Source organism: Sphingobacterium sp. JUb20 (assembly GCF_004342035.1).
GTDB lineage: Bacteria > Bacteroidota > Bacteroidia > Sphingobacteriales > Sphingobacteriaceae > Sphingobacterium > Sphingobacterium anhuiense.
Map to the genome: position 1 here is coordinate 164544 of NZ_SLYV01000006.1, position 18782 is coordinate 183325.

At 33.5% G+C, this 18782-nt stretch carries 23 protein-coding genes; 9 read left to right on the forward strand and 14 right to left on the reverse strand.

Annotation, left to right across the window (positions count from 1 at the left end):
- Window positions 1-117: 117 nt before the first annotated feature.
- The 3 genes from EDF66_RS11785 to EDF66_RS11795 are packed head-to-tail and all read right to left on the reverse strand — an operon-like array spanning window position 118 to window position 1424.
- Complete coding sequence (locus EDF66_RS11785) at window positions 118-519, reverse strand: glyoxalase (RefSeq protein ID WP_132842846.1); 402 nt, start codon at window positions 517-519, stop codon at window positions 118-120.
- An 11-nt stretch (window positions 520-530) separates the two neighbouring features.
- Window positions 531-980 carry an SRPBCC family protein gene (locus tag EDF66_RS11790; protein WP_021187851.1) on the reverse strand — a complete coding sequence of 150 codons (450 nt, stop codon included), beginning with the start codon at window positions 978-980 and terminating at the stop codon, window positions 531-533.
- A gap of 18 nt (window positions 981-998) precedes the next feature.
- The gene (locus tag EDF66_RS11795; RefSeq protein WP_132842847.1) at window positions 999-1424 is read right to left on the reverse strand and encodes an SRPBCC family protein; all 426 of its coding nucleotides are present in this window, start codon (window positions 1422-1424) and stop codon (window positions 999-1001) included.
- Between the two features lie 137 nt (window positions 1425-1561).
- On the opposite strand from EDF66_RS11795, the gene EDF66_RS11800 reads away from it, so the two are divergent.
- Window positions 1562-2539, forward strand: coding sequence for a GlxA family transcriptional regulator (locus tag EDF66_RS11800; RefSeq protein ID WP_031286881.1), 978 nt, complete (start codon window positions 1562-1564; stop codon window positions 2537-2539).
- A 58-nt stretch (window positions 2540-2597) separates the two neighbouring features.
- Here the strand turns inward: EDF66_RS11800 and EDF66_RS11805 are convergent, their stop codons facing one another.
- On the reverse strand, window positions 2598-3104 hold the full coding sequence (locus EDF66_RS11805) for a GNAT family N-acetyltransferase (RefSeq protein WP_132842848.1): 507 nt from the start codon (window positions 3102-3104) through the stop codon (window positions 2598-2600).
- A 347-nt stretch (window positions 3105-3451) separates the two neighbouring features.
- On the opposite strand from EDF66_RS11805, the gene EDF66_RS11810 reads away from it, so the two are divergent.
- The gene (locus EDF66_RS11810; RefSeq protein WP_132770880.1) at window positions 3452-3859 is read left to right on the forward strand and encodes a helix-turn-helix domain-containing protein; all 408 of its coding nucleotides are present in this window, start codon (window positions 3452-3454) and stop codon (window positions 3857-3859) included.
- 68 nt (window positions 3860-3927) lie between these two features.
- The gene (locus EDF66_RS11815) at window positions 3928-4692 is read left to right on the forward strand and encodes an SDR family NAD(P)-dependent oxidoreductase (RefSeq protein ID WP_132842850.1); all 765 of its coding nucleotides are present in this window, start codon (window positions 3928-3930) and stop codon (window positions 4690-4692) included.
- A 117-nt stretch (window positions 4693-4809) separates the two neighbouring features.
- Here EDF66_RS11815 and EDF66_RS11820 read toward each other — a convergent pair whose 3' ends face one another.
- The 3 genes from EDF66_RS11820 to EDF66_RS11830 form a co-directional block, all read right to left on the reverse strand.
- On the reverse strand, window positions 4810-5079 hold the full coding sequence (locus tag EDF66_RS11820; protein WP_031286882.1) for a hypothetical protein: 270 nt from the start codon (window positions 5077-5079) through the stop codon (window positions 4810-4812).
- Between the two features lie 453 nt (window positions 5080-5532).
- Window positions 5533-6366, reverse strand: coding sequence for a ferritin-like domain-containing protein (locus EDF66_RS11825; RefSeq protein WP_132770882.1), 834 nt, complete (start codon window positions 6364-6366; stop codon window positions 5533-5535).
- Window positions 6367-6385: 19 nt separating this feature from the next.
- Window positions 6386-7105 (reverse strand): ferritin-like domain-containing protein, encoded by a 720-nt coding sequence (locus EDF66_RS11830; protein ID WP_132842851.1) that lies wholly within the window; start codon window positions 7103-7105, stop codon window positions 6386-6388.
- Window positions 7106-7542: 437 nt separating this feature from the next.
- On the opposite strand from EDF66_RS11830, the gene EDF66_RS11835 reads away from it, so the two are divergent.
- Together EDF66_RS11835 and EDF66_RS11840 are read left to right on the forward strand one after the other, a co-directional pair.
- Window positions 7543-7761, forward strand: coding sequence for a DUF4287 domain-containing protein (locus EDF66_RS11835; RefSeq protein ID WP_021187858.1), 219 nt, complete (start codon window positions 7543-7545; stop codon window positions 7759-7761).
- Window positions 7762-7808: 47 nt separating this feature from the next.
- A complete protein-coding gene (locus EDF66_RS11840) occupies window positions 7809-8534 on the forward strand; it encodes an AAA family ATPase (protein ID WP_132842853.1) in 726 nt (241 codons plus the stop codon).
- Between the two features lie 43 nt (window positions 8535-8577).
- On the opposite strand, the gene EDF66_RS11845 is transcribed toward EDF66_RS11840, so the two are convergent.
- From EDF66_RS11845 to EDF66_RS11855, 3 genes are all read right to left on the reverse strand, one after another.
- Entirely contained in the window at window positions 8578-9075 is a 498-nt protein-coding gene (locus EDF66_RS11845; RefSeq protein WP_132842855.1) for a YdcF family protein, read from the reverse strand.
- A gap of 116 nt (window positions 9076-9191) precedes the next feature.
- Window positions 9192-9797: a hypothetical protein gene (locus EDF66_RS11850; RefSeq protein ID WP_243656038.1), complete on the reverse strand. Its 606-nt coding sequence runs from the start codon at window positions 9795-9797 to the stop codon at window positions 9192-9194.
- Window positions 9778-10599 (reverse strand): metallophosphoesterase family protein, encoded by an 822-nt coding sequence (locus EDF66_RS11855; protein WP_132842856.1) that lies wholly within the window; start codon window positions 10597-10599, stop codon window positions 9778-9780. Before EDF66_RS11855 ends, EDF66_RS11850 begins: the two co-directional genes overlap by 20 nt.
- Before the next feature lie 813 nt (window positions 10600-11412).
- Here EDF66_RS11855 and EDF66_RS11860 point away from each other — a divergent pair.
- A complete protein-coding gene (locus EDF66_RS11860; protein WP_021187864.1) occupies window positions 11413-12288 on the forward strand; it encodes an SIR2 family protein in 876 nt (291 codons plus the stop codon).
- Window positions 12289-12360: 72 nt separating this feature from the next.
- Here EDF66_RS11860 and EDF66_RS11865 read toward each other — a convergent pair whose 3' ends face one another.
- Window positions 12361-14418 carry a heavy metal translocating P-type ATPase gene (locus tag EDF66_RS11865; RefSeq protein WP_132842858.1) on the reverse strand — a complete coding sequence of 686 codons (2058 nt, stop codon included), beginning with the start codon at window positions 14416-14418 and terminating at the stop codon, window positions 12361-12363.
- A 60-nt stretch (window positions 14419-14478) separates the two neighbouring features.
- Entirely contained in the window at window positions 14479-14901 is a 423-nt protein-coding gene (locus tag EDF66_RS11870; protein WP_132770887.1) for a Fur family transcriptional regulator, read from the reverse strand.
- 509 nt (window positions 14902-15410) lie between these two features.
- Here EDF66_RS11870 and EDF66_RS11875 point away from each other — a divergent pair.
- On the forward strand, window positions 15411-16757 hold the full coding sequence (locus tag EDF66_RS11875; RefSeq protein WP_132842859.1) for a MutS-related protein: 1347 nt from the start codon (window positions 15411-15413) through the stop codon (window positions 16755-16757).
- Between the two features lie 82 nt (window positions 16758-16839).
- Here EDF66_RS11875 and EDF66_RS11880 read toward each other — a convergent pair whose 3' ends face one another.
- Window positions 16840-17232, reverse strand: coding sequence for a group III truncated hemoglobin (locus EDF66_RS11880; RefSeq protein WP_132842860.1), 393 nt, complete (start codon window positions 17230-17232; stop codon window positions 16840-16842).
- 129 nt (window positions 17233-17361) lie between these two features.
- On the opposite strand from EDF66_RS11880, the gene EDF66_RS11885 reads away from it, so the two are divergent.
- The gene (locus EDF66_RS11885; RefSeq protein WP_243656039.1) at window positions 17362-17718 is read left to right on the forward strand and encodes a cupin; all 357 of its coding nucleotides are present in this window, start codon (window positions 17362-17364) and stop codon (window positions 17716-17718) included.
- Between the two features lie 50 nt (window positions 17719-17768).
- Window positions 17769-18206 (forward strand): RrF2 family transcriptional regulator, encoded by a 438-nt coding sequence (locus EDF66_RS11890; protein ID WP_021187868.1) that lies wholly within the window; start codon window positions 17769-17771, stop codon window positions 18204-18206.
- A 139-nt stretch (window positions 18207-18345) separates the two neighbouring features.
- On the opposite strand, the gene EDF66_RS11895 is transcribed toward EDF66_RS11890, so the two are convergent.
- A complete protein-coding gene (locus EDF66_RS11895; RefSeq protein ID WP_132842863.1) occupies window positions 18346-18777 on the reverse strand; it encodes a nuclear transport factor 2 family protein in 432 nt (143 codons plus the stop codon).
- Between the last annotated feature and the right edge of the window lie 5 nt (window positions 18778-18782).

The following is an 18782-nucleotide window of genomic DNA, read 5'->3' on the forward strand; positions in this document are numbered from 1 at the left end:
TATAATTTCAATTATTTTACAAAATACTTGAAAACACTACTCAATAAAAAAGGCTATCTTAAATTTTAAGTTAACCTTTTTTCATTTTTGCAATACGAATAAATTAGAACCTATCTTCTAAATAGCCAATATCCAACGCACATCAAATGCATCCGTTATTTCAATCAAGCTTTGTTTAATTTCATCTGGAGTATAAGTAATCTTTCTATTAACTTTCAATTTATGAATTAATAATTTGCGATCTCCCGCATCATTACAATGCAGAAATATAGATAAATAATTTCCGACCTGACGACCTTCATTATGTACCAAATCTGAACCATGAATTACAATCATATCAGAAATTAATGAGCCAATAACTATAGGTGACTCCGGATAGTTATTCATCTCATTTTTAAATGCTTCAAAATACAACCTACCACCAAAACAAGTTTGGTAAAATTGAAGTGCTTTCTTACAATTTCCTGAAAATGTAATAAAAACACCATTCATCATTTTATCGGTTCTCTGAAATAACATATTGCTATAAATTATGCATCAGGTATTTCAGGTTCAACCAATCTCTTCATTTTATCTAATGATTCCTGCCAACCTAAATAGCACATTTCAACAGGTATTACATCTGGAATATTTTCTTGCACAATTTGAAGTTCAGTACCACAGGACACCTTATTCAGTGAAACTGTCGTTATCATTTCTCCCGGAAGATTAGGATCATCAAAACGATCACTATATTTAATTGATTCATTCGGTAAAATCTCTAAATATTCTCCACCAAAAGAGTGCCCGTTGCCAGTGCTGAAATTTATAAAAGTCATTTTAAAGTTACCACCTACTTTAAAGTCCATTTGTTGCACTGTACATATAAAACCATAAGGAGGTAACCAGGTGGCATGTGCTATTGGATCAGCAAAAGCACGAAACACTTTTTCAGGACTGGCCTGAATAATACGATGTAAGGAAACTGTATTCTTTTTCATGACATTAAATTTTAGGAATTAATAATTTTTTGATTCTACATATTTTACAAAACTATTCAAGATGGCTTGCCATCCTTGTTTTTGAACTTCAACCTCATTTTCGCTCTCCGCATCAAAAACTGTCGAAAGAGTTGTTTTACCATCCTTTTCCGTAAATACGGTACGTACCTTTCTTCCATCATTCATGCTGTAAGCCAACTCCTTAAACAATTCGACCTTATCATAAATACCTTCAAAATCAAAGCCAAAACTACCATCTTTAGCTTCCATTCTATTTTTAAATTTTCCATTTACCCGGACATCATTTTCACTTGCAGGACAGTGCCAATTTGGATCTGCACTATTCCATTGCATGATATCACTAGGTGTATTCCAAGCGTCCCATACGATCTCGATGGGAGCATTTACTATTGCTGTAACGTTAATTTTTGTTGATTGTATCATTCCTCTTTTCTTTATGTTTATAATGCTTATACAAAGATGGAGATCATTTCAAAATGTCACATGTTGTAAAAACGACAACTATAGGGGTGGATAACGACAAAAACTATTTGTACATTTATCTAACTAAATTAAGAGATATGCAAATTTCCATTTTCGTCCCACAACATGGTACAATAGAAGGCATTACACCCGCATTTCGTACTTTTCAAACCGCCAATGAATTTCTTACCTTCTTTGGCAAGAGACCCATTTTCAATGTCGAATATGTTGGCTTAAATGAATATATCACCGCAAATAACGGAGAGTATACCATAAAAACAAACCGCTTATTATCTGAAGTTACTAAAACAGACCTCCTCATTATCCCTCCAACATTTGGAGATATGGATAAAGGGATAAAAGCAAATGAAGAGGCTTTACCCTATTTCAGAAAACTTCATTTAAAAGGAACAAGCCTTGCAAGCTTATGTGTAGGAGCTTTTTTACTAGCAGAAACAGGATTATTAGATGGAAAAAAGTGTTCCACCCACTGGGCATACATAAACGAGTTTAAACAAAGATACCCTGCAGTCGAGATCGAAGATGGAGCTGTGATCACCGAACACGAGAATATCTATAGTAGTGGCGGTGCAAACAGTTTATGGAATTTAATACTGTATCTGGTCGAAAAATATTCAGATCGAGAAACAGCTGTCATGATATCAAAATATTTTGCATTGGATATCGGAAGAGATAACCAGTCTCAATTTGCAATTTTTAGAGGTCAAAGAAACCATAACCACACTGATATCCAGAAAGTACAGGATTATATAGAAAAAAATTACGAAGAAAAGATTACTGTAGAAGATTTAGCAAAACTCATCAATATTGGTCGTAGAACGTTTGAAAGAAGATTTAAAGATGCTACAAACAATACACCTATCGAATACATGCAACGCGTACGCATAGAAGCTGCAAAAAATCATTTTGAAGCCTCACGAAAGAATGTCTCCGAAGTTATGTTTAACGTAGGTTATACCGATACAAAAGCGTTTAGAGATATTTTCAAAAAAATAACAGGCTTAACCCCAATAGAGTACAGAAACAAATTTTCAAAACTTGGAGATGAAATATAAACCTAAAAATTATAAACCAATCCAAAGATCACAAATCACTATTATCGATTATTTACATTTATAGCCATAAGCAATACATCAATTCCTCAGCCAATAAACCATCCGGCCATCGTGATTCTTTTGAATAAGTATACACAAAACCACATCGCTGATTCGCCGCTTTTGAAGCTTCATTACCCGCCCGATGTGATACAATAACCTGAGCACACTCCTTTTGCCTAGCCCATTCAATTCGTGCTTGAAAGAATAATTGAGAAAGTCCTCTGCCACGATAAGCCTCTTTGATGAACGAAGAAATTAAAATGGCCTCAGATTGATTATCTCTATTCAGCACTACACCACTTAAACCAATCAATAAATCAAAATGATATAAAGCAAAAATTGCCCGTGCATCATTTTCCAGTAAAGCAATCCAATCATCCTGACTATACAATACTTCTTTTGCATATGAACTACCAAATAATTCAGGATTTGTCTTTAAAGCCTCAAGTCTGATTAACTTATAATCTTGCCATTGAGATGGGGCTATCCGCTCTAGCTTATAATCACTTAAATTAATATTCATTTTTCATTAACTAGTTTAATTTTTCATTTTTCGAGAGAAACAAGTTACTGATGGAAATTTTAAGTTTGATATGTAATCCTATAATCCACCTTAGTAAGCAGATCAATATAACAATTTTCTAATTATTTTTACTTTTCACAACTCATTTAAGACCATTAACAACAACGTGAAAAGTCAATAAATTTGACGCTATCTTAAAAAGATCTAAGTAATTACAAACATACATAAAAAAAAATTTTTATTGCTACATTTAGATTAGCAAAATTTACATTCGAGCTCAACAGTACTTTTATTATTTTAAAACAGAAAATAAGGGATACTTTTATTAAAATTACATTTTCGAAGACATGAAAATTCCAAAAAAGTTTTTAAGCCGTCAACATGAAATAACTGCTGATTTTTTAAGAGAAGTAGATAACCATCTGACAGATATATTATCGGGCAAAAAGGATCAAATGTTTGAGATTAGAGATTTTGCAGCTTTGCTTTACATTCACCCTATTCACCTCAGCAATACAATCAAATCCGCAACAGGGTATTCACCTTGCTATTTCATGGAAAATAGATTAACAGAAATATCAAAATCACTCTTACAAAATAGCGATATGTCAATTGCCGAAATTGCGCGCACATTAACCTATGACCCCTCCAACTTCACCAAATTCTTTAAGCGTTTTTCAGGAAAAACTCCAAAGCAATATCGGGTAGATTATTTCCAATCATTATCATCCGAAGTTAATAAGATAGCGATATAATACTTAAACTGTCACCATTTTAATCAACATTTGTCATTTAACTTTGTTTTCAATAAAAAAAGGAACAAATGGAAACAAAAAATAAAATTGCACTTGTAACCGGTGGTAGCCGTGGACTAGGAAAAAATACCGCTCTCAAAATCGCATCAAAAGGAATTGATATCATCTTAACCTATCAGTCACAAAAAATTGAGGCAGAAAACACCGTACTAGAACTTAAAAACTTAGGTGTAAATGCTGTGGCTTTACAACTTAACGTTGCGGACAGCAAAACCTTTGACAGCTTTTTCACTGATATCCAATCGACACTTGTATCGGTATTTAATACCGATAAGTTTGACTTTCTAATCAATAACGCAGGTATCGGTATCCATGCTTCTTTTGCAGAAACGACTGAAGAACAATTTGACAACTTGGTAAACATTCATTTTAAGGGAGCCTTCTTTCTAACGCAAAAAGCTTTGCCACTGCTACGTGACGGCGGTGCTATTATCAATGTATCGTCAGGCTTAGCTCGTTTCGCTACCCCCGGCTATGCGGCATATGCAGCAATGAAGGGAGCAATGGAAACTTTAACTAAATATCAGGCAAAAGAATTAGGAGTAAGAGGTATTAGATCCAATATAATTGCACCAGGAGCAATTGAAACTGATTTCGGAAATGGTTTAGTACGAGACAATGAACAAATTAACGAAGCAATTGCTTCACAAACAGCACTGGGAAGAGTAGGACTTCCAGACGACATCGGAGGTGTAGTTGCTTTCATGTGCACAGATGACGCAAGATGGATCAATGCACAGCGAATCGAAATTTCAGGTGGCATGTTCTTATAGAGGAATAAAAAAATTCAGCTACTAAAACCTGCGTATTCAAATATCATTTTGAAACATGCAGTATTAGAAATCATTAATTTAATACCATTTTAAATTAATGATTTCTTTTTTCTTAGTCTAGTCAACTTCAAAATCAACAAAAACAGCTCCATCAAAATGTTGCTCTTTAATATTCCTAAGGGCATCTTCGATAACAATTAGTGCTGGTTCCCCAATTCCAGAAGTATAGTCCAAGCGAACGAGATAATCCCATACATCAGAAACTTGGATTGGATAGTAACTTGGATTTTCATGATCAATACCTTGCGCAGAGGCTAATATATTGTAACCTCTAATTTGCAATTGCAGTAATAGGTTCTGATTAACAGGTAAAAATTGCATAGTCATTTAATAAAACAAAATGTATTAAGCTTAATCAAATCAAAAACACATCTTTTAAAAGAATTCTTACAAATACTTATTGAGTGAACCTATGAAATAAACTATTTAAAGACATATCCTTCTAGCTTAACTAAGTTTTTATCAGATATTTTTTGTGAAATATCCTAACTGATTCGATCGCTACATAATAAGTTACATCCAGCACAAGATAGCATTTAATCTGATTTGTAATGTTTTTATAGTTAAACAAATAATTAGAATAAAATGTTTTAAGAATCAAATTGAAAAATACAATTTTTATGAATTTATACAAGGCAAAAAAGCGGCACCAGAAAAAATCATAACCAATACATTAAACCTCATATCTGTTAAGTTTCTCACTTCAGAGCACTGAAAATAGTATCAAAAAAAGCTCCCTGTTCATAACAAACAAGGAGCCTCACTTCAAAGCATTATACACTAATTTTTAATAAACAGACTTGCAATATTAAGAACAGCCTCAGCTCCTAAAGGCTCATCAAAAGATTGAGTAGCCGCAGCCAAAGATAAATTACCTGTAACACCTTTCAAAGTTGTAATATCAACATTTGCTTGAACTTTATTATCTTCCCCCATATAAACTGGATCTACAACAGCACCAATTCCACTATCATTTGCACCTGTTATCCAAGGTTTTTGATTTGCAGCAGCACCCCCTCTTGCTCTACGCATCTGACGTATATGCGAAGCATGACGAGCCTCTACCGAATGTATCTGTAAAGCGGCGGTTAGCACAACTTTATTTCCGAGCAAAATACCTGCCTGTCCCTTATATGCACGGACACCAGTATCTTCAAAAGCTTGAGCAAGAGCTAAGAATGTATCATAATCACTAAAAACATTTCCAAAGGTACCTCCAGCTGTAAAATCAAAAGTAGGTTTAGAAACTGCCTTATCCCCTAATACCTGCTTAAGAAATTTAACATGCGCATTTTCATGATCACGAATGGTTGTAATAGCTCCCAAAGGTCTACCTGAAGGAATTAGATTGGGGGCAGCAACCCCTTTAGTATAATATTCCGCTTCAAGATATTCCAACGTTAACGCATAATTCAACACACCATTAACATCTGTAGGAGCTGTCGCGCCATAAGCTTTCTTAAAAAGATCACTTATAAGGAAGGGTAATGCGGCCAAAGTAACCTTTTTTCCAAAAGAAGTCATATTTCGAATAACTTCTCTGCGTGGACTAATGCGATCAGTGAATTCTGGATCAACATTATTTATTTCGTCAAAAACATTTAATAGATTCATAACAATAAGATTTAGAAGGTTAATAAGTAGGTAAATCCTTTACATCAATTTTAGATTTGATAAATGGGGAAGCCGCCTGAAGTACCATTGTGGGGCTTTTAGCAACATCTAAACCATTTGAATCAATAACTTCCATATTCGCAAAACTTCCGTTATCGATCAAATCTCTGATCAATGCAGCATGCCTAGCTTCAACAGATACAATTTTACCTGCTAAGGCAAGATAGTTGACATCTTTGATCAGCCATCCAGCACCATTATAGGCAGAGACACCCAGATCTTCAAATGTTTTGGCGGTGCTAAGCACACTTTCTCTACTTGAAAAGTTAATACCGGAAAGATTAAATTCTAAATTTGAAATAGCTTTCCCACCTAAAGCTTTTTTAAAGAATTCGCGATGCGCAACCTCATGATCTCTGATATCTGTTAAGTAAGTCTTTTCCAAATCTGATATACCAGAGTATGGACTATTTACAACCTGAATATAAAAAGCCGCTTCAAGTTGCTCAAGTGCGTAGGCATAATTTAAAATAGCGATGTCACCACTGCCAAAATAAAAACCATCTGCCCCCATATCTTCATCATGGCGGTCCTTTTTACAACCAGTTACCCCAAGTAGGGCAAGACTTGCCACGCCTGCACCGGTAAATTTTAAGAAATCCCTTCTCCGAAGGTCTTTTTTATCGAGATGTTCGTTTCCTTCTACTAAACACTCTTTTTGAGATGACATTTTTTCCATAACATATTCGTTTTTAGTGTATAATTTTTTAGTTTATGAATTTATATACGACAACTTTTTATGAGTGGATTGGAAGATTTTCTTTTTTTTCAATATTTTCTCAAAACAAGTATATACCACATATTACAAGCGTATTAATTCACCCTGCTTTATTTTATGTAAGCTTTAGAAAATATATGATACTATTTCGATTCATAAAAGAGGATACTACTCCTAGATTCTCATCCCCTATTAGTAAACCTGTGCAAACGATACTTCCTGCATAAAAAAATAAAGTATCGTTAATCTCCGATAGAAAATCAATGCTTATTTTTTAAAAAAAGGCAAAATTGTGGTATAATTTTAGCTGCGATATAATACAGATCCAACAGCAAAATATAAAAAAGCTAGTTGATAAATGTACCAGTAATTAGAAACCGAAAATTAAATTTAATAGCATGTCTTTTCACACATACCTAAAGAATATTGAAGAAAAAACCGGAGTAAGTCCCGAAGCATTTATAGACTTAGCAACCCAAAAAGGATTTATAGAAAACAATAAAATTAAAGCTGAAATAAAAGCTAATCAGATTATCAATTGGTTAAAAGAAGATTATCAGCTAGGACATGGTCATGCACAAGCAGTGTATGCTTATATCAAAGGGAAAAGAGATTAATTCGCATTAGCACTAACTTAATATTTGTTTTTATATGATTGATCAATATGTTATACCTAAAAAGTGTTGAAAATACTAAGCCACATGTGGATCGTATATCTTACCCATACAACATTCCATCCATCCACAGTTTAGATAAGCTTACTTTCCGTAGCCCAGTCACTTTTATCGTAGGAGACAACGGATCAGGAAAATCTACTTTTATCGAATCAATTGCGATTAAGTCAGGATTTAATGCCGAAGGTGGAAGCTTAAATTTTAACTTTTCAACGAAAGAATCACATTCGAGCCTTTATGAGGACATTAAACTGATCAGAGGTCCATACCGCTTTAGAGACGGTTATTTCTTAAGAGCGGAGAGTTTTTTTAATGTTGCCAGTGAAATAGATAACCTTTACGAAGGCGATCAAGCGAAATTAGAAGAAGCATATGGTCAATCATTACATCAATGTTCACATGGAGAAAGCTTCTTAGCACTGATGCATAATAGATTATCAGGAAAAGGGTTTTATATTTTTGACGAACCAGAATCAGCACTTTCATTTGACAGTCAACTCAATATGATGATTCGGATAAAAGAATTGGTCGATCAAAACTCTCAATTTATTATTGCAACACATTCCCCTATTTTATTATCCTATCCCGATTCAGAAATATATAAAGTAACAGATAGCGGACTTGAATTAACGCATTATGAAGAAACAGAACAGTTTAAATTGACCAAGCTTTTTATTAATAATTATCGACAAATATTAAATGAACTGGGACTATAAATTTCCCATAAAAATAGAAATGGCTTAATCCCTTAATTTTAGACTAATATATTTTAAAATTATTTTTCTCTAAAGCCTTAATAGCGTTCCTTTCATGTTCCTCAAGCATCACTAATTGCTGTGTATCCAAGCTTGAAACTGCAGGGATAAAAATAATCGGAAATCGCTTAGGTGCTATAATATCCCATAAAATTTTTATACGCTCCATGTGAAAATCTGAGGTGACTAACATCACCAGGTCTGGTCTTTCTTCCTCCAATATTGGTAAAGCCTTCCTAATATCATCAACTGAATGCGCCGAAAGGGCAAAAGGTAAAAAAAAATGATTTGGGATTCCTTTTGAAACGAGATATGCTTTGCTGTATGTTGCATGTGGAAGATCTGTAGGATTAAAACCTCCAAATCCGCCTGAACATAAAATCTGGCAGGAATCATTATACCTGCAGAGTTCAAATACACAATTAAGTCTGTCAGTTGCAATTTGACTCAGATTTCCCCTTTCATCATTTGGCGCACCCAAAACCAAAATTACTTTCTTCATGAATTAAACTTAAAAAAAGTATCTGAGATTTTATAATCTAATAGCGACACCAACATAAAAACGACTGAAAACACCTACTAAAATATTCAGAAACAATCCTTTTTTAGTTTAAAAGATTAAAACTTAAATCGTATACCTACCCCAAGCTGAAAAACATCAGCAAGAGAAAGTGCTTTTATATTCTGAAAATAATTAATAATATAATAGTCATTTGAATTGAATTCAGTATAAATTCCAATCTTTTCTATTCCGATTTCCTTCCATATTTTATTCATATTGAGTTCAATTTCATTAGATAATGAGATGTGAGGTCTCAAAGCAGGAGACCAATAATAATAACCGGATGGATATTCCGATGAATTAAATTTAAATGATAAATCATCATGAAAAGTATAACTGAGAAATACACCTGGATTAAGCGGATACAATTTCCCCCAATTATTTAACTTAATTTCAAAAGGCTTGTAAGCAAATTTTGCGGTTATCGAATGTAGCTCTCCTCCCTTAGAAACAGGTACATAACCATAATTAAAATCAATGTTACCTCTCTTATTTTTAAAAATATCATATCCTGCGCCAACACTTATATAACCAATGCTTCCAGCATATTGAATAATTGCCACATCTGGGATTAAAAAGTTCTTTTTCTGTGCATTACTCGGATTGACTGTGCCAATTAAAAAAAGGACTAGTATGCTTAATTTAAAAAGATATTTGTTCAAAGCTCAGTTTATTATTTACAATTTCGACTAATAAAAATTCATTTTTTCCAATTGCACTCGTGACCACAAAAGGTGTTTCAAAGTTTCCAACAGTAAACTCCTCAAAAACATGATTATGAGCATGAAAGGATGTGAGAAAACCTCCGGCGTTGCTAAATGTTGAAGCATAATCGTATTCCAGATTTTGATCAAAATCTGGAGAAGTAGGTGGAACATGAGAAATAGCCACATAACTCTCTACATGAGGCTGTGGCTCTAGCTCCTTTTTAAGCCAGGGTATATTAGGTACCTGACCATTAAAATTATACTCCCTACTGTTCGTATCATGACAGATAAATTTAACTCCCCCATATACAAAAGAATAATTGAGCTTTCCATACATATGCTGAAATGCATCTCTGCCACGTGAAGTAAGATCATGGTTGCCAATAACCGCAAGAAATGGTCTATTCAGCTTAGTAAGGTTTTCGGCAACCCATTGCATTTCTTTAAGATTACCAAACTCAGTTATATCGCCAGCCACAATCACAAAATCAATCCCTGTCATCGTATTTACTTTCTTATAAAAATTTACTGTTTCATTATGTGACCGCTGCGTATCTCCTGTTATTATAAACCGGACAGTATCATCTTGCTGACCATCCCCCAACTTATTTAAATTGATTGCGTTGAGATCGCGATATGAATTTTTACTAAAAATCTGATTTGGACTATATTCAAAATCACTACAACCGGAAAAAACCGAAATGAATAATATAAAAGTGACCTGAATTGCCAACCTGATTGCTTTTTCTCTAATCATTGAAAAATAATTGAAAGATTAAATAAGAAATAAAAGCACATTAACACCATTTGTGAAAACGATGAATCACTATGCAGTTTCGAATATTATAAGATATTGAAGGCATTTGTATGTCGCCATAATATTTATTACGTTTCGAAGTAATACAAATATTAAAATATAAATTGACCTTTTGACTTAAAAAATCATAAATAGTTTTATTGAGACTTTTAAATGACAAAAATGACCTTTAAAAGAAACAACGAGAGATCGTTCTTCATACTTTTATTAAGTAGCTTTTCGATATGAGTAAAACTGAAATAAATGAAACATTAGAATACTAAACAACTAATAAATCAAACTTAATATTAATACATAAAACTATATTATTGATTTATAAATCATAAATTAAATAAATGACACCAGCTACCTTACGAAATAGTTGTTAATAGCAAATAGTATTTACAGATTAAAATTTCTTGTAATTCGATCATCAATAAGTTTTAAAAACGCAATAATGGTTATATAAAAATGACCGATTAAAAATCTAAAATTAAACTGACCATATTGGACATATATAGGAAATATAAAATTTTACATTAAATTATTGATGCATTAAATACAGTAAAAATACCACAATCAACCCATCGTACATTCCTCATATGGCTCAATTAAAAAATTTAGAACACGCTAAATGCTTAGGCAAATACCATCTTGGATGAAAATCTTACAGTGCAATAAAATATGCGTCGCTGAATATAGATTAGAAGAAAATAACGATATTAGATTTAATAAAATGCAGTAACCAAGCGATTATCAAGACCCTTAAAAACTATGACTCATATAGCACTGCTTATTGGCAATGACATCAACAATATCAACAAGGGAACAAGTTGGAATGATCTGTTAATGAGCATTAAAAAAAAATACCATGTTCAATCCTTAGAAAATGGTCAAAAACCATTCCCTATGCTTTACGAAGAGATATTCCTGAATGCCATAAAACAAAAGCATGTGGATGAAAAAGAACTTAAAACTTTCATTGCAGATGCCGTTTCTGCCATACAACAAAATGAAATCCATGAATTGATCAGAACATTACCTATTCAAAATATCATGACAACCAATTATGATTTCAGTCTAGAAGGCATACATCCGAAAATAAAAACAAGTTTAGTGAATGAAACGACCTATAGTGTATTTAGACAATATCAATCTTTAAACAAAAACTACTGGCATATTCACGGAGATTGCAATAATCCGTTTTCTATTAACCTTGGCTATGAACATTATTGCGGACAATTACAAAAAATGCGTGAGTATGTTGTCAATGGACCAAATTATGCCCCGAGCACAAAAGTATATAAAACATCCCTTATTAGAAGATTACAAACAGGCAGACAAATGGTTTTACAATCATGGGTTGATCTGTTCTTCACAAATGATCTACATATTTTCGGTCTCTCCTTGGATTTTGTCGAGATCGACCTATGGTGGCTTTTAACCTATCGAGCAAGAAACAAGTTTTACAAGAAGAATACCTTTATCAAAAATCAGATTTATTATTATATTCCTAAGAAATATGTAAAAGATTCGGCAGACAAAATACAGCTTTTAGCCGCCAATGACGTTAAAGTAAAGATCGTTGATGATGAAAACAAAATCAAGTATTACAAAGCCGTTGTAAAAAGTATTAAGGATAAATTGTAGGATAACAGTCTAAAAACTAAAGTACACAAAAAGTGCTCGCTTTACATCAAATCACGAGCACTTTCAACAAATTTAAAACTTCATTTTCTGAATTCTTACAGCATTCAGTATAGCTATCAAAGATACACCGACGTCAGCAAAAACTGCTTCCCACATTGTTGCTATCCCCCCTGCACCCAAAATCAATACAACTCCCTTGACCACAAAAGCTAAGGTAATATTTTGCCATACGACGCGCTTAGTTTGCTTTCCGATCCGAATTGCAACTGGTATCTTGGACGGTTTATCGTCCTGTATAACCACATCAGCAGTTTCGATGGTCGCATCGCTACCTAGACCTCCCATTGCAATACCTACATCACTTAGAGCCACAACAGGAGCATCATTTACACCATCACCAACAAAGGCAACGCGTTGATTTTGTGCTTTGATTTCTTTAAGTTTATTGACTTTATCTTCCGGCAATAAATCTCCATATGCCTGATCAATTCCCAATTGATCAGCCACATACCGAACCACTGTACTTTTATCACCACTTAGCATAGTTGCTTTTACATTTAGTTTGTGTAATTGCTGAATGGTTTCTAATGCATCAGTCTTAATGCTATCTGCAATAGTAATATATCCGACAAACTTACCGCCATATGCAACAGCGATCAAAGTATACACAATCGTAGCGGGATCAACATCATAACGGATATTAAACTTATCCATTAACTTAAAGTTGCCGACCAATAATTGCTTTCCGTCCACGGTAGCCTGCAATCCATGCCCTCCTATTTCTTCCACTTGATCTAAGCGAATATTATGATCAACCTCACCTACATATTGATGAATAGCTGTAGCTACAGGATGAGTACTGTTACTCTCCAAAGCATTCACCATCTTTAATATTTCAGCTTGATCAAAATTAGTATCAAAATTAACCTCTTGCACCTGAAACACACCTTCAGTCATCGTTCCAGTTTTATCCATGACCACATGCTGAATATTCGCTAGTGTATCCAAGAAATTACTTCCTTTAAACAAAATTCCATTGCGGCTTGCAGCGCCAATTCCTCCAAAATAACCCAAAGGAATAGAGATTACCAGAGCACAAGGACAAGATATAACTAAAAATACCAATGCCCGATACAGCCAATCGCTAAATACATAATCTTGCACAAACAGCGCAGGCAATAAACAAATACCGATCGCCAGAAAAACTACTATTGGCGTGTATACTTTAGCAAATTTACGGATGAATAATTCAGTTGGTGCTTTTTGAGCAGTTGCATTCTGTACCAGCTCTAGGATCTTACTTAATTTACTATCTGTATAAGCAGTTGTTACTTTAATCAAACTAACCGTATTCAAATTAATCATTCCAGCAAGAACCGTCTCTCCTTTAGATTTACTATCAGGTTTACTCTCCCCAGTTAAAGCGGCCGTATTGAAAGATGCGACATCAGATAACAATTCACCGTCCAAACCCAGTTTTTCACCTGGTTTTAGCTGAATGATTGAGCCGATTTCTACATTTTCAGCTTTTATGATCTGGGGTTGATTATTGATTAGAACAGTCACCTCATCTGGACGTTGATCCAAAAGTGCTTTGATATTCCCTTTAGCCCTTGATACAGCTAAAGTTTGAAAAACTTCCCCAACAGCATAAAATAACATGACCGCCACGCCCTCAGGATATTCTCCGATAGCGAACGCACCGATAGTAGCTATAGCCATTAAAAAGAATTCGGAAAAAACATCACCTTTCCGTATACTGACTATTGCATCCTTAATGACCGGAAAACCTACCGGAATGTATGCTATTACATACCATACAGACCTTATCCACCCTTGAAACCAACTCTGTATTACCCAGTTATCGAAAGCAATAGCAAGCATCAAAAGAACAAAAGATATAATCGCAGGAGTAAACAGCTTCAAAGGGCTACCTTCTACATGAGCGTGATCGTGTCCATCATCATCAGTATGTTGAGCTTGACCATCTCCATTATGATTATGTCCTTCACATTTACCCTGATGACCGGTGAGTTCCTGAGCACCAGCCTGATTATATATTTTTGTTGTCTGTGTGCAGCAAAGCTGCGTACCAGCTTCGTCGTACTTGTGTTTATGTTGTACAGTCATTGTATAAGATTCTTTAACTTAATTAATAATATCAAAGATAAGCGCTCATGCTATGCAATACTATTGCATAGTTTCATTCATACAATTTTCGCAAATACCTTTAGCAAAAAGTCGGACCTCATCAATTCGAACCGAATTATTATTGGGCGCAGAAAAATTAATATCTGTCCGGCAAGTGGTATGCTTACAGATCTTACAGTAAAAATGAAGATGCCAGTCTTTATGTGTTTCCTCATTACAATCATCATGACAGAGGATATATTTGCTCGTATTATTTTCCTGTATACTATGAACAATACCTTTTTCTTCAAAAGTTTTGAGTGTACGGTATAGGGTTATACGGTCTGCTGGATAGAAGTGGGCCTCCATTTCAGATAAGGATAAAGCAATATGTTGAGAGGCTAAAAAATCGTATACTAATATCCGCATACTTGTTGGCTTTGTATTTTTATCCCGCAGTTTATTCTCTATTTCATTATTCATGCACTTGTAATTTAAGCGAATATTCTATTTGTTCTCATTAAAATAACAATTAGAAATCCTTAACAGCACTTAATATCTTGTATTTTTATCATTGATTTCAGCACAAATAAGTATTAAAAACTTCTATTATCATACCAAAATATACACATAAATATATGAAATTTAACTCCAAAATAAGTTTAATTTCTCTCGAAATAAGATTAATGAGGTATCAAGAACAATAAAGAGTCAACTTCTACAACTACAATACTGACCATAATTTTACATTTTACTAACTATTTTTAAGTGGCAAGGATAACGGACTGCATAATGTAATTCATCATTTTGGGAATACAGGCCCACTTCTATAAAAAATAACTATTGTACTACTCAAACTTATTTTATCCTGCGTAACTTATTAAATTTTAGCACACAAACTGATTCTATTAACCACATTTTGTATCTTAGTTTAGATTCAGCAGTAAAAAAGAAACAATTCGACAAACCATTAATAAACAATTTCTAAAGATATGTTCACAATTGATAAGCAAACCCTCAGTGACTTAAACGCTATTGATCATAGAGATTTTAGTTTATGTAATTTCTTTGACAATACCAGCACTTTAGGCGGACGGTCCCTATTATACAGCTACTTCATTAATCCATTAAAAGATATAAAAGAAATCCAAGACCGAAACGAAGCAATCGAATACTTATCAAACGTAATGGATAATCATCCATTCGATAAATATATGTTCCAAGATTTAGAAAAATATTTAAGTATTGGAGTAGAAACTGATTCAGCAAATCTATTTCGTTACTACTCAGAAAAATTATCTTTCAATTTCTGGTCCGCAGAAAATCAAATGGAACGCGTATTAATCAAACGCTCTATTGCCGAAATCGCCATGTTAATCACATACTTGACAGAATTATTAAATAAAGCAGTAGAACAGGAAAAACCAGTAAGACGACTCAGGGAGATGCTTAAATCTTTAAACAAATTAACATCAGATTTTGATCTATCCGAATTAAAAGTAATAGCAAGTAAAAAAATATCGCCCGCTTTAATTCTCAAATATGATTATAAATTCAGAAATTTAAATAATCACAATATTAAAAAGATTTTTACTATTATCTACGAACTAGATATCTATCAAGGAATTGCAAAATCAATGATGCAAAATCATCTTATTTTTCCCACATTTCACAATAAAACCGATGTAGATCATATGTTAGAGATAAAAGGAGCCTATAATCTATTTTTAAAAAAGCCTATAAAAAACGATATCATAATATCACAAGAGAAAAACATCTGGTTTTTAACTGGAGCAAACATGACTGGTAAATCGACCTTGTTAAAAACCCTAGGAGCATGCATTTATTTAGCTCACTTGGGCTTACCTGTTCCTGCAGAAAAAATGGATACACTTTTTTTTGATGGCCTTTTAACGACAATCAATCTTGGTGATGACCTTAGCTCTGGCCGCAGCCATTTCTACAATGAGGTACTTAGAGTAAAAAAAGCAGCTGAACTACTTGCTTCAAAGAAGAGAATGATTATTTTGCTGGATGAATTATTTAAAGGAACAAATTATGACGATGCTTATCACGCTACTTTAACATTAGTAGAAAGATGTGAAGAATTAAACAATTCTATTTTTCTGATATCCTCTCATATAACTGAACTAAGTACGAAATTAAACAAAAATCATGTTGAGCTAAAACATTTAGAAACATTAATTAATGAAGAATCACATATTACCTTCACTTATCGATTAATCCCAGGTATCTCCACAGAAAAGCTGGGTATGCGTTTACTCGAGAGAGAAAAAGTATTTGAATTATTTAAATCAATTCCATCTCAAAGATCTTAATTTTAACAATACCACACTAAGGTTCAAATATTTTAACGAAATCCGATTGATCAGTACTAACACATGTATATAGTAATAAAGTTCAGATTAATGGTTTGGTATTTAAATTATTAAAATAAGTGATTTTAGATAAAAACATAGTTGCCATTTTATCTCCTCTATGAATAGCTTCATCAGCCTTCTCTCCTTCAAAAAATTCATGGACCGTACTATACCAAAGCTTTAGCCAAGTGTCAAAATGAGCATCAGTAAGAGCCATAGTAGCATGTGGTGGAAATGGACTTCCAAAGTAAGTATGCTTTTCCAACAAGATAGTTTGCCAAAAACTATACATTTTTTTCAAATGATCTTCCCAGCGGCCAGCCAATAGATTATTGAAGATAGGGCCAATGAGAGCATCCTCACGTACCCTGCCGTAAAACGTATCAACAAGTAATTGAATATCTGCTAATGAAGTTATATCTTTCTTTTCCATATTCCTAATACACAAATTGATAAAGGGTTATTTTTAAAATTATATCGACAAACAAATATAGCCATAATTAAAAGAGTTAAACATCTTTTATAACTATATTTGTACTAATCAAAAAAAACTGACATGGAAATGAACAAACAAAACACTCCGGTATCACTCTATAAAGAAGTGTCATATAAAGAAGAAAAACCATCAGTAACAGTCTTATTCGAAACATCATCGACCAAAGAGATTCGAATATGTCTAGCAGAAGGAGTAATTATGACCGATCACAAAAGCCCATTTCCCATTGTCATACATATCCAAGAGGGTTCCATAATTTTAAATGTAGCAGGAGTTATACATAACATGGAAAAAGGAGATCTCATTGGCTTAGAAGGTGCCATCATGCATAATCTTACAGCAAATAAAAACAGTATCATAAGACTTTCTATACACAAGCAGGATCATGTCCAACGCGTGCAAAATGTTATAAATATCAATTAGAACAGTATCTTTGCACATAAGATTACAATTAAAGAAAATATAATTTAAAAATGGGTGTTTTTTCTAAAACCTGTGAATATGCCATGCGTGCAGTCTTTTACATCGCTCAAAGTTCTCATGAGGGTAGAAAAGTAGGCATTAAAGAGATTGCTGAAAAAGTAAAGCTACCAGAACCCTTTCTAGGTAAGATCCTTCAGAACCTCAGCAGAGTAGGTGTAATACAATCTTCGAAAGGACCTAATGGCGGATTTTACATTGATCCTGCAGGGTTAAAAAAACCAATTGCCGACATCGTTTTAGCTGTAGACGGCGAGCAGATCTTTATCGGATGTGGCATGGGATTAGATTATTGTTCTGAGAAAAACCCATGTCCACTGCACAACGATTTCAAAAAGGTAAGAAATCACCTTAGTGCCATGCTTAAAAATACAACAATTGGTCAATTTAATCTAGAACTCATAAAAGGTAGCTTAACATTATCTAAATAATAATTAACCTGAATTCTTAATAACAAGAAAACAAATGCCTTCATAATATCAGTAAAAGAATCAACTATTATCGGAAAACAAAAAAGTCCTATCTTTCGACAGGACTAACATAAACATATGATACTTAATTAAACATTTTCTATTGATAACAATTAATAGATTTTGAAACTTTCCAGGCTCCGCCGTCATTAACTAAAGTAACCAAATCTGTTTTAGTAAAATTTTCAAATTGCATAGTAACTTTCGCTACCATATAATGTGCAGACTGTTCTAAGATCAAAGTTGTCGTTTTACAATTTAACTTTTCTCCTTTTTGTTTTTTCAAAAAACTGATAACGTCCGAACGGCTATTTGTTCTTGCAATTTTACCCTGGACTTTCTGATTATAATCAGCAGTAAATAACTGCTCTAAACCTAGTGACTGCCCTTCAGTCATTACATCTATATAATGATCGATTGCAAAATTTGCAGTTGACAAATTGATTGTCTTTTCAGGATTTCCCGAAGCCATTGTAAGTGTACTGATTGCAACCAATACTGCTACAGTGAATGTTTTTACTAGCGTTTTCATAATGT